Below are 12,380 nucleotides of genomic sequence, written 5' to 3'. Positions count from 1 at the left end.
CCGTCCACGACACGATTTCTTATCGTCTAGCCCGGCGGCCGCCCTGCAAACTGCCTCAGCCGCAGGCGAGACGTTAGCAACTGTTCGATACCCACCCTCGGACGGACATGTGCAACGGTGATGAGTTCATCTATCAATTCCGGCTCTGTAGCACCTGTCGACATGCGGAGTATCGAACCGCTGCCCACAGCCGCGCACGAACAGCTCGATAGGCCTCGCAGTGCCTTCGATGGGCTCGGGTCAGGCCGAGACGGTAGCTGTTCAGCTCGCGAGGAATTGGGGCGAAAGAATTTTGAGCATGGCGTTGGCCCAGCGCATCTGGCGAAGGGTTTCCGGGTGACACCGGTGCGTCAGCGCGAGCAGTTCGGTGTCTTTCGCGCCCTGGGCGCCCTGGGCGAGCAGCTCCCAGTCCAAAGACACTCCGGCCGCGACGCGGTGCAGATGCCGCAGATCCATCAGCAGCGCCAGCGCCGGTTCGGGTCGGCGCCCGAGCAGGTCGGCGAGCTTTTCCTGGATCGGCGCGGTGCGGGCCTCGGTACGCGGGTCGCTGTTCAGGTTCAGGCCGTAATCCTTGCCCACTACCGCGAGTTCGCGTATGTGGCGTTCCGACCAGCCGGCGATATCGCGGGCAACATTGAAGATTTCGTGGTCGGCCTTGTGCCGCGCGGCGAGCGTCGAAAGGTCCACGGCCAGCTTCCGCTCGGACCGATACAGCTCCCGGATAGCGAGACGCAACTTCACAACCGTTCTCCCATCGGCGCGAGCGATTCGTCCGTCAATGCCGATGCGCCACCGACGGTCGGCGGTACCCCCGGCCCGACCGGCGCCGAGGCGGTCGTCGTCGGCGCCGCAGATGGCCCGTCGCCGGCGTGGATACGGCGAAGCCGCGCGGCCGCGGTCTTGAAGATCGGCTGTTTCGACGCCGGATCCCAATCGGTGAGAGTCAGCTCGTTCGCCGCCCGGTCGTGATCGCGGTCGGTGGTGTCCCAGTAACCGTAATGGAACGGCACGAACAGCACCCCCTGCCGGATTTCACTGACGCGTACCCTGGCCCGCATCGAACTGCGGGGAGAGGAAATCTCCACCACATCACCCTCCGCCACATCCAGTCGACTGGCGTCCTGCGCCGACACTTCGACCCACACTTCCGGTGCGGCGGCATTGAGTTGCGGGGCACGCCCGGTTTTCGTTCGGGTATGGAACTGGTACAGGGTGCGGCCGGTGATCAGTGCGAAGGGGTACTCGGTATCCGGCACCTCGTGTGGCTCGAGGTATTCGGCGGCCTTGATGATCGCCTTCCCGGACGGGTTCATCGCCCGATACTCGGTCGGCTCGAGTGGCGCCCCGGTAACGAGGTCCTTACCGTAGGACTCGCAGTACTCCGGTGAGCTCCAAAAATTTCCGTCGACATAGATGCGTTCGGTGCCCTCGGGATTCTCGGCGGTGCAGGGCCATTGGATACCCGAGCCGCCTCGGAGCTTGTCGTAGGTCATCCCGGTGTAGTCGCACGGGCGACCCGCGGAGCATTTCTTCCATGCCTCGAACGCCGACTCAGGATCGTTCCACGACGGCAGCGGGTTGCCGTCCTTGTCCCGAAAACCCATCCGGCGGGCGTAGTCGAGGAAAATGTCGAGGTCCGCCCGGGCCGACCCGGGCGGTTCGACCGCCTTGTCGGACAGATGCACCGTGCGGTCGGCATTGGTGAACGTGCCGGTCTTCTCCCCCCACGTCGCGGCCGGAAGCACAACATCGGCCAGGGCAGCGGTCTCGGTGAGAAAAAGATCCTGCACCACCACAAACAGGCGCTCCTGCGCCAGGATCGATCGGATACGCCGCAGTTCCGGGAGGGAAACGGCCGGATTCGTGGCGCTGACCCACAACATCCGCAGGCTCCCCTGCTCGGCGTAGCGGAACATCTGCATCGCGTGAGTGGGCGGCGCGTAATGCGGGATCTGGTGAGGGTCGATGTTCCACAGTTCGGCGAGTTCGGCGACGTGGGCGTCGTTCGACCAGTTCCGGAACCCGGCCAGGTCCCCATCGGCGCCGCATTCGCGGGTGTTCTCGGCCGTGGGTTGCCCGTTCATCTGCAGTATCCCGCAACCGGGTGCGCCGAGCATTCCACGCAGGAGGTGAATGTTGTTGACCTGCACCGCGGCCGCGGTGGCCTGATGGGACTGGTAGAAGCCCTGCAGCACCGTCGACAGCAAGGCGTTCGCGGTGCCCAGCAGCTGAGCGGCACGACGAAGATCGTCGGCCGGCACATCGCAGATCTTCGCGACCCTCTGCGGCGGGTACTCCGCCACGCGGGACTTCAGTTCCTCGAACCCCACCGTGTGGGTGTCGACGTAGTCGGAATCGACCCAGCCGTGGGCGATGATCTCGTGCAGGAGCCCGTTCATCAACGCGACGTTCGTTCCGGGCAGCGGGGCCAGATGCACGGTGGCGTGCTGGGCCACCGGTGTCGGTCGCGGATCGACACAGAGGATCGCCGGCGGCTTCTCGCTGGCGAGCCGGTCGAGGATCCGGGCCCACAGGACGGTTTGGGTTTCCGCCATGTTGTGGCCGAACAGGGCGATGACGTCGGCATGATCGATGTCGGTGTAGGAGCCTGGCTGTCCGTCACAGCCGAACGATTCCTTCAACGCCTCCGCCGCCGTCGCCGTGCACAGACGAGTGTTGCCGTCGACGTGGTTGGTGCCGATCGCCCCATGCGCGATCACCCCCAGCGTGTAGTACTCCTCGAGGAACAGTTGCCCGGATGTGTAGAAGCCGATCGCACTCGGGCCTTGCTCGGCCAGAAGGGTTTTACTTCGCCGCACGATCCGGTCCATGGCGGTGTCCCAGTCGGTTTCCACCAACTGCCCGTTCTCACGCACCAACGGCCGGGTCAACCGGTCCGACGACGCGTTGGCCTGCCACCCGAACAGATCCTTCGGACCCAACCTCCCGTGGTTGACCCGGTCTCCCGCCCGCCCGCGAACCCCGACGATGGCGTCGTCCTTCACCGCAATGTCCAACGCGTCCCCGTTCGAATGCAGAATCGACGCCGACTGCACCCACCGATCCACCTCCGCAGCCGTGACCCCTTCCGCGAGATGGGTATCCACCCGGGTAGGCCACCGCTCACCGGGTCGATAAGGAGTACGTTTCCCCCACGGCTCCGCGATCCGATCCCTCCACACCATGAGTCGGTGCTTACCCGAAACATGCACAGGTAAACAGTTCCACACCGTACGATTCCGGGGAAGATCCTCTCGACGCGTGTCCCTGATGACCCGGGTTGCGGCGCGAGCGGCCACAGTCCGGCACTTCTCGTCGCGGTAAACCAGCCGGGAACTTCTTGGGTTTTCGCTTGGTTCGCGGCGAGATCAGCGATCCGGGCCGTAAACGTTACTATTGCCCTGCATGACACGGTGGATCCGACGGGGCCCCCTACCCGGCGGGCGGCAGGCTCAACCAAGACTCAAATTAACGGCAATCCGCTCGGGCGGACGTATAAACCCCCGACGTACCCCCACCACCGACCCACCCTACCGTCAACTGAAGCCACCGCCGTCGGGCGGTCACCGTTCCTTCGACCGGTGACCGCCCGACTGCTGCCGATCGGCCTTCCCACCGCGGCGGCGCACCATCACCCACTGACCCGCGAAGACGACCGCGGCCACCACCACGGTGGCAATCACCGTGAACAGATCCGTGCGCGCTTTCATCACCACGAACGGGGCGAGCACGAGCACATCGAGCACGATCGCCACCCCCGGAATCCACGACTTGATCTGGACCTCGTCGCGCAGACGACAAATCATCCCCCAATGGATGGCGATGTCCATCGACAGGTACAACATCGCACCGAGCGAGGCGATCTGACTCAAGTCGAACAACGTCGCCGTCACCAGCGCCAATGCGGCCGTGATCAACAACGACTGCCGATCAATCGATCCAGGCAACCCGGGCACCTGTCCCATCTCGCGCAGCATGCCGTACAACCGTGACACCGAAAAGAAGCTCGCCACCAACCCGGACAGGGTCGCGACCACCGCCACCGCCACCGTCAACCACATCCCCCAGGACCCGAACAATGGCTCGGCGGCCTCGGCCAGCGCGTAGTCCCGGGCGGCGACGATTTGCGGCACCGACAGACTGCCGGTGACAGCGACGGTCAGCAGCAGATACAGCACCGTGCACACCGCGATCGCGATCACGATCGAGCGAGCGATGTTGCGCTCGGGATCGCGCAGATCGGCGCCCTGATTGGTGATGGTAGTGAACCCCTTGTACGCCAGGATGCACAACGCGATGCCGGCCAGGAAGCCGAGTGGTCCGCTCTCGGGCGGCGTCGCATCCGCACCGCCGGTGACCAGCCGCGAGAATGCCGACACGCCGGTGGCGGCGATCCCGGCCACCGCCAGTGCCGCAATCCCGACGATCTTGATCGCCGCGGTCGCCGTCGCCGATCCCTCCACCCACCGGTTGCCGATCAGGTTGACCATAGTCGCGGCCACGATCGCCACCACCGCCAGAACCGGCACCCATACCGCCGAACCCTGCATCCCGAAAGGGCGCAACAGGTACGTGCCGAAGGTTCGGGCCAGCAGGCTCTCGGCGAGAATCATCGACACATACATGAACAGCGAGAACGACCCGGCCACTAGTCCGGGGCCGTAGGCAGCCTTCAAGATCATCGCGATCCCACCCGAGGACGGATTCGTGCTCGAGTACCGCACATACGAATAGGCACTGAACGCCACCACCACCGCGCCGGCGACGAACGCCCACGGCACCCATGATCCCGCCAGCTCGGCCACCTGCCCGACCAGTGCAAAGATCCCCGCACCGATCATCACCCCGGTGCCCAGTGCCACCGACCCGGTCAGCGACAGCTTCTTGTCGTTCTCGGTGTCCGACGGCACCGGCGCCCCTCGTCTCCCACTTCTAGCGGTTGCCCGACCCACGCCCGAGGCGGCCGGTTTCTCACCCGATGGCTTACCCCGGCCGATACATCCAAAACCGTCGGGCCACAGATGTGAGTCGCCACCGAAATGTCAGTGGTGGTTCGTCGCGGTGATGTCAGTGGTCCAATTTGCGAGTGGAGGGGTCCGGGAGGGGCAGTGACGCAGGATATTCGCCACCCTGGCCGGTCCGCGAGTTCGCGCAGCTCAGCTGAAAGGCCTCACAAAATTGTCAGCGGGTAAGCAGCATGGAAATGTCACCAACGGACCCATATCCGTTCGACGTCTCCCCAGCTCAACGACCGAATCCTGCCCAAACACTGCTGACATTCCGTGCGGCCTGTCGCTGACTTCGAGTGACGTTTCGCCAGGTCAACCTGCTGGCAATCTCGCGCGGCCTCTCAACAAAACACACTGTAGGTTTTCGCCGATCTTGTCAGTCGCACGCCGCACTGACCTGCGACGTTACAAAGACTTGCCACCAAGAGATTCTCACTAAATTGTCAGAATCCTCGAACGGTCCGGAGACGACCAGGTCGCTGAACTGGGGTAACGCCGAAAGCTTGCGGCCTACTGACACCAAATTGAGAAACTGACACGGCTCGCGAAAACCTACACACACCGCGCACCGGCATGCACACCGCTACCGCTCCAGGTCACTCATGATTTGTGAGCACTTGGGCGCGATAATTTCAATTATCGCAGCGTCGGGCCCGAAACCGCACGTCACCGCCTTTTTGCTCTGCAACGTGTCGGTGCACGCCGGTAGCCTGCGCCGGTGACGATCGAGCCGGTGGATGTGGCCCGGACGGTCCTGTGACGGCGCCCGCGGGCCCGATGTTGCCGGAGTGACAGCGCGGGCTTGCGGCGTTCGCGCTCGCTGCGGTCACTTATGCCGTAGACCGCCATAATCGACGCTCTGGTCGCCGGTATCGTGTGCGGAGCCGTCGTTCACTCTGGAGTGGGAACCGGGTGCCTCGGCACGTCGGGCCTTAGTCATGAGCTCCAACAGATTTAGCACAGAAACGGCGCGAGCCACAGGCCTCGTCGTCCGGCGAGTAATCCTGCGGCCCACTTCCGATCCCACCGCGATGGGATGGTCACACCACAACTCTAGCGAGCGCAGGCATCGTTCCGCCGCAACCGGGTGAACGCGACGCACCCAGTCTTGCTTTGTTGCAGTCGGGAAGAACGGTGTCGAGCAGTCGAGTCGTCGGCCACTCTGTGTGACCGCGGTTTCCAACAGCGTGAGGCCAGCCCGGGTGGGTAACCGGCGGCAGTCGCGGTGCGCTTAGGCCGAGACGACCTCGTCTTCCCGTGCTGGGGCGTGCAGCTAGTTAAGTTCGACGACCAGGGACAGGACTCGCCCGGCTGCCGGGCGATCCCTCCGGGCGCGGAGGTAGCCCGGTGAGCGGGCCCGAGTTCAGTTCCCCGTGGTGGCTGTTCGCGATCGCCGCGGTCGTACTCGGGTAGCTACCTGTGAATGCAGCGCGTGCGGCGCCGGCACATCCTGCGGTTCACGAACCTCACGCCCCTCGATAGGGTTGGCACCAAATCGTCCCGGCTTCGAAACGGCACCCTCCCGATCGCACTGATCGGTTATCGGCCTACTCCTGCTGGCAGTCGCCCTGGCCGAACCCACCGCCGACGAGAAGGTGCACTCGCGCGAGTGTTCGCGCAGGAGGTGCCGGTAGGTGTGGTCACCGCCGCTGATCGGTGTTCCGGCGTTCGCCGTCATCCTCTTCCGCATATGAAAGGCTCGGAGTCCTCATCGTGACCGCTAGTTCTGCCCCGCGAGAACCACCACCAAGACCGCCATCGTCGGCCGAGTAGTGACACCCTGCAGTGCTGACCGCATGCCATTCCATGGGACCTCACACGAGAATGCCCCACGGCTGTGGGGTGGCCTGGGGTGTGCCGGCGACCCGCAGGGACAGCAGCCGGTTATCGTCGGATACCTGTAGAGAACCAAGGGGGATCGATCATGGCATCACCAACCACGACCGACATGTCGACGCTGCTGATGATCGATTCGGCATCTGCGCGGGACCGGGACGACGCCTTCTCGGTCATCCCGCTCGCTGGTGGCCGCGGGTGGGCGGTGGAGGTTCATATCGCCGGTGTCGCCGACGTCGTCGGTCTCGGGTCGGTGGCTGACGAGCAGGCGTTTCTGCGGGCCGAGACCCGCTATCTGCGCAGCCGCACCATTGCGATGCTCGGCGACACGGCCGAACAGGCGGCCACCCTGACCACCGAAGCCGTGCGGACCAGCCTGCGGGTCACCGGCACGATCACCACCGACGGCCGGCTGGTCGACACCGCCGTCGGCCGCGGGCACATCCCGACGGGCCGATGCGTGGCGGTCGATCATGTCGAGGTGCCGAACATCCTGACCGACCCGGCACATCCGCTCCACGCTCAGCTGGCCGCGGCGGATGCTGCCGCACAGGTCCTGCTGACCGCCCGGCGTGACGGCGGGGCGCTCGCGTTCTACGACCTCACCCAAGGTTGGGCGAGCAATGAGGACGGCGCGATCGTGGCGATCGCCGCCGAACTGTGGACCGTCGCCTACGTCATCGTGCAAGAGATGATGATCGCCACCAACGAGGCGGTGGCGTTGTGGTGTGTGGAGCGGGGCCTGCCAATCCTATTCCGCAACCACCGGCCCAACCCGGTCGCCGGCAGCACCGACGAGCTGATGACCGAGATCGCCGCCGCCGCCGGGGACCCGGACCTGTTCGCGAAACTGCGGGGACGACTGCTCTCGACACTGCGGGCCGCGACCTACGACCCGACGGTCCACGGCCACTACGGATTACGGCTTAGCGCCTACACCCACGTCACCTCACCGCTGCGCCGGGTGGCCGACCTGATCAACCAGCGGATCATCTTCGCCCACCTCGACTCCTCCCCCACCCCGTACACCCCGGATCAGTTGGCTGCCCTGGGCGCGGACCTGAACCGGCGCACCCGCGCCGCCCGGGAGGCGAAGAAGAATCACTTCAAATACGCCGACCAACGCATCGTCGCCGAGCAGGCGGCCACCACAGATCTCACCACCCTCGATTCCCGCACCTTCCACAAGGTGCTCAAATCCGCAGCCACCACACCACTTCGGGCCGAACTCGCCGCCGAGCTCGTCCGCCGTGTCGACGCCGACCTGGTGACCGCCCCGGACGTCGCGGTCCTGATCGACGCCGCCGACCCCACCTGGCTTCCCCTCCAACTCCGCATCATCGACACCCTGACCGATACTCACCCGGAGATGGGGCCGAGCGTGGCGTCGGTGTGGCGGCAAACCCACCCCGACCAACCGCCCACCGACGTGGAGATTCGGCGCAACGGCGCCGACCACCACCCACTGTTCGCCGCCCGCGCCACCCACCAAGGCGTCCGCGGACCCTGGGCCACCGCAACTGCGAAGAAACCGGCCGAACAAGCCGCCCTCTGGGCGGCAGTCCGCGCGCAACTAGTCGGCACCGACCACCCCGACACGGAACCGGACTGGCCGACCACCGCACCATCCCCACAACCCACGACTCCCCCACCGGCGCCGCAGGAACCCGGCTCCGCCATATCCGCGGAACCACACCGTACGGCCACGCCGGCTGCCCTGAACCTGGACGGGGCAAAGAAATCCAAGGCACTGTCCAACCCCACCGCCTGGCTGATGAGCCTCGCCCAGAACAACAATCAGGCCCCGCCCGAATGGGAAGTCCGCACCGACGGACCCGCGCACGCACCCCGCTTCACCGCCACCGTGCACCTCGCCGGCCACACCGCCACCGCGGAGGCGACCGCGAAAACCGCGGCGAAGACCGCATCGGCCACCGCGCTCGTCGAGGCACTATTCGGCCGGCAGTGACGGCGGCGCGCGGTCTTGGGTTTACCGCGACAACACCGTGTCGGGGCGCCGGTGCGGCTGAATCGCTGCCGGTTAGTCTCCGGCGAGTAGCCGCCTGAGGCGCGCCGATTGAACGGGGACGGCACTCACGTGGCGGCCCGGAGAAGTACCCCGTCGATCGATCGGAGCATCGACCTCCCGACGCCCGTCGGTCCGAAAACAGAACGAGGCACAGGACCCGTGCCGGGGTTCGGGCGAGCGCAGGTCGTCGGGCAGGCGGCCGAGACCACCGCGGATGCGGGATTCCCGGCAGTGCCCGCACCGCGGCGTTGCGGTGCCGGTGACGACCGACCGGTAGCGCCGACGTCGGCGCTACGGGCCTGATCGAGTGTCTTTGAACCCGCTTCGGTGCCGCTTTTTCACCCCCGCTCCCCCGCATCGACAACGTGTTTAACGCCTTTGAACTGCAACTATGCTGCCACTCCCCCACTCCCCACGAGCAGTCGACGCATCGCGAGAATGTGTGTCCCGGTTCGGCGACGAATACGCTACGGGACGGGAACCGGTGGCTGGAGAGTATGGCCCGGCTCAGCACAGGGAGAACTGGGTGGTTGCCGGTGGCCTCGAGCAGAACCACCTGGGTCATTTCGAACGTGTAGGAGCTCGAACGCCGGATCGAAGCGCATCCTCTCCAGCCCGGTCCCACACGCTGGATGTCACTGCTCGAGCGAAATTCCGAGATCCCGACCTACGCCGCTCCGTTCCGCCGAAGAACTACGGGAGCCTCGGACCTTGGAAGGGAGGAAAGCCGCCGACACTACCTCGGGCACCCGGGTCCCCGGCTGCGCACCGACCATCCGCATCGTCTCCACCAGCCTGCGGGCCGCGCTGCTCCGACTCTGGAACCTGTGACCGATCCGCACGTTGCAGGCTCGACCCCATGACTATGACATGCCCCGCATCGACAGCGTACCGACCTCGCCGCGGGCACAGGCTGGAGTGATCAGACCAACGCCAGCACGGGGAGGGCGCTTCCCTGCACCGGGGGCACCCACAGATCCCCGGCCGACCGGTGCGCGAGGTCGGACTAATCCTTCGCGCTGTCGATAGCTGGTGGGTTCCACCAGTTGTCACGAACTGTGCACCAGGAGCACTCCAACACGCGTCGACTTCCGTGGCAGATCGTCAAAGAGGTTGACATACTCGAGTTAATGACTATCCGGGCAGTACGTGACGGCTTTCCTAAGGATGTGATTTCGATGCGGGCACACCGGTCCGCGGCCTCACCTCTGCAGCTCTACGCCGACTTTCGCCGCCGTCACCCCGCAGTCCTGATCCCCGTCGACTACGTCACCGAATGCGGCTTCCGACTGGGACGCTGGCAGGACCGCCACCGAGTGGCCCGCATGCTCGGCACCCTGCCGCCGCAACGCATTACGCAACTCGATGCGATCGGCTTCGTGTGGACCGAGGACAGCGCGCCGCTCCCTGCCGTGCCACCGGCCGACGGTAAGCGGCGACGGATGCTCACCGAAATCGCCGCCTACCGCGAAGAACACGGCGACGCACTCGTCCCCGCAAACTACGTCACCGCAGACGGTGAGCAGGTGGGCCAGTGGCTCTACCGGGCAGTGAAAAAGTGGCGAGCCAACGCACTGCCGGACGACGAGCGGCGCCCCCTCGCAGTCCTCGGGGTGTCCCCCGGGCCGCGCCCACGGGGACCACGACTATCAGCACACCCGATGCGATAGCCCCCCACCACCCACTGCCCCTTAAGACATTTCGACACTTGCGCCATGAGGTGGACAGGCGGTAGCGCCTATCCCAGACGGCCACGCCCACGACGAGGTGAAGGGCACAGCGTCCGGACCAGCATCCCGTGCACATGCTCCGGTGCTCGGCGAGGTGAAGGACTATCAGAGTCCCGTCGGTGTAGACGGATTCGATGTGCACGGAATAGATCAGAACTGATCTGCTGCACTCCGGGACGGCCACTGACCAACCCTACGTCGGCCCCGTAAGCCTTCGGCACCCAGCCGGAGAAGTAGTCGTTGAATCACACGCAACTGTACTCGCGTGTGTGTGCACGCACTGTGACACGCTCCTCACCACACACGGCTTCACGTAAATCAACACGCTGAGCGTCACGTAAGTCTAACCGCAGCATTTCACGCACGCCGTCACGCATCTATCGGGTGGTCACGGATACGTGTGGACCGCATGGGGAAGTGCCGGTCCCCAGCGCACCCGGTGCCGGGGACTGCCGGCCGAACGGGTCCGTCCGGACCGTCCAGCCGCCAGTTCCGTTAGTCAGCGCCGTACAGTTCGGCGGTGTAGTGGACCGCTCCCCTTCGCTGCGCTTCGTCCCAGTCGACGCCCATCGCATCGGCCAGATGGTGCAGATCACCGAGGAAGTCACCGAAGACCGTCATGGTCTCCTCCTGATCGGTATTGCATGTGCGGGCATAACAGATCAGTCCATCGCCTGCCCGCAGCGCGCGGACGCCGTTGTCGTGAACCTGAGAACCGTCGTCGTAGTCGTCGGTGAAGTTCGGTCGGGTCTTCCTCGCGGATGCGGTCGCCAGCTGGGCTGGCGAGTCGATGTCCGGCAGCCGTTCTGCGCGGAACTCGGTCATGATTTCATCGGACATTGCCCAAATCCCCTTTCATTGTGGTGGGTTGCTACACAGCGGGAGTGCGGTGCAGCGCGGCCAACAGGGCGGTATTGGCGGCGTGCGCGGTCGAGGGTTCGGTGTAGGCGAGTACATCGGCGCTCGCGTCATCGATGACGACGCTCATGTGGGCGCGGTGGCGGGAGAGCATCACGCAGGCGCGGCCCGGATCGAGGCTGAATGGCTCGGCGGTGCGGTATCCGGCCAGCGGATGCAACACCACCACAGCGGCACGCTCGAGCCCTTGCAGAGAGTTCGCGGTGCCGACCAGCACGTCCTGGTGATCAGACAGGAGGGCGCGGATCGCCGCCGCCTGCGTCACGTGGGGAACCACCACCGCGATATCGGCGGCGCTCATAGGTCGCTGGTCCTCGGCGGTGACCAGCTCCGCGCCCGTCAGCTCCCGCGCCCGCTGTGCGCATGCGGTCACCAGCGCCGGATCGGACGGGCCACCGGAAACCGTGACGGAACGGTGCGTCAGCTCGGGCAGCACGACTCCGCCAGCGTCGGTCAGGTGCTCCGGTGGTCGGCGGGAGGTGAACGGCAGGTCGGGGTAGAACAACGGTTGAATCAGGGCGGTGGTGTCCGGTCCGAGTCGCCAGGTGTGGCGCAGCCGGACCACGCCCACCGCGTCGCCGTGCGCGGCTTGCAGCGCAATCGGTCCCGGCAGGTTCGGGGCGGTATCGCTGCCGTCCCAGCGAGACACGTCGCCGGTCACCACCGGGTCGATCTGGCCGGGATCGCCCACACAGACCACCTGCCTGGCCATGGCGCCGAGTGCGCCCAGATCGGCGTAGGTGCATTGCCACGATTCGTCGACTTCACTGCTCAGCCCGAAAGATTCTGGGGCACAATGCCACGTCAGAAGTCTGAAGCGCTGTGTCATACATGTGTGCGACTGACATTCGGCGGCCC

The 12,380-nt window shown here is 65.6% G+C and carries 6 protein-coding genes and 1 pseudogene; 2 read left to right on the top strand and 5 right to left on the bottom strand.

The genetic code is table 11. The annotated features are described in order from the left end of the window. Window positions 1-261 precede the first annotated feature (261 nt). The 3 genes from ACH49N_RS37955 to ACH49N_RS37945 form a co-directional block, all read right to left on the bottom strand. The gene (locus tag ACH49N_RS37955) at window positions 262-741 is read right to left on the bottom strand and encodes a hypothetical protein (protein WP_358278395.1); all 480 of its coding nucleotides are present in this window, start codon (window positions 739-741) and stop codon (window positions 262-264) included. Further along, window positions 738-3,185, bottom strand: coding sequence for a molybdopterin oxidoreductase family protein (locus ACH49N_RS37950; protein WP_397505196.1), 2,448 nt, complete (start codon window positions 3,183-3,185; stop codon window positions 738-740). The genes ACH49N_RS37955 and ACH49N_RS37950 overlap by 4 nt, the downstream gene beginning before the upstream one ends. A 378-nt stretch (window positions 3,186-3,563) precedes the next feature. After that, window positions 3,564-4,910, bottom strand: coding sequence for an APC family permease (locus ACH49N_RS37945; protein ID WP_358278393.1), 1,347 nt, complete (start codon window positions 4,908-4,910; stop codon window positions 3,564-3,566). Window positions 4,911-6,933: 2,023 nt separating this feature from the next. Between ACH49N_RS37945 and ACH49N_RS37940 the strand changes: the two genes are divergently transcribed. Further along, entirely contained in the window at window positions 6,934-8,814 is a 1,881-nt protein-coding gene (locus ACH49N_RS37940; RefSeq protein WP_358278391.1) for an RNB domain-containing ribonuclease, read from the top strand. Between the two features lie 1,238 nt (window positions 8,815-10,052). Beyond that, a complete protein-coding gene (locus ACH49N_RS37935; protein WP_358278389.1) occupies window positions 10,053-10,544 on the top strand; it encodes a helicase associated domain-containing protein in 492 nt (163 codons plus the stop codon). 555 nt (window positions 10,545-11,099) lie between these two features. On the opposite strand, the gene ACH49N_RS37930 is transcribed toward ACH49N_RS37935, so the two are convergent. Both ACH49N_RS37930 and ACH49N_RS37925 read right to left on the bottom strand, forming a co-directional pair. Continuing rightward, complete coding sequence (locus ACH49N_RS37930; RefSeq protein WP_358278387.1) at window positions 11,100-11,444, bottom strand: hypothetical protein; 345 nt, start codon at window positions 11,442-11,444, stop codon at window positions 11,100-11,102. A gap of 31 nt (window positions 11,445-11,475) precedes the next feature. Next, window positions 11,476-12,380 (bottom strand): annotated as a pseudogene (locus tag ACH49N_RS37925) (hypothetical protein); the annotation flags it as partial.

Origin of the sequence: Rhodococcus sp. NPDC019647, assembly GCF_044389235.1 — a bacterium.
Lineage (GTDB): Bacteria > Actinomycetota > Actinomycetes > Mycobacteriales > Mycobacteriaceae > Rhodococcus_F > Rhodococcus_F oxybenzonivorans.
Note: the sequence above shows the minus strand (reverse complement) of the source record. Positions and strands in the feature narration are given on the sequence as shown.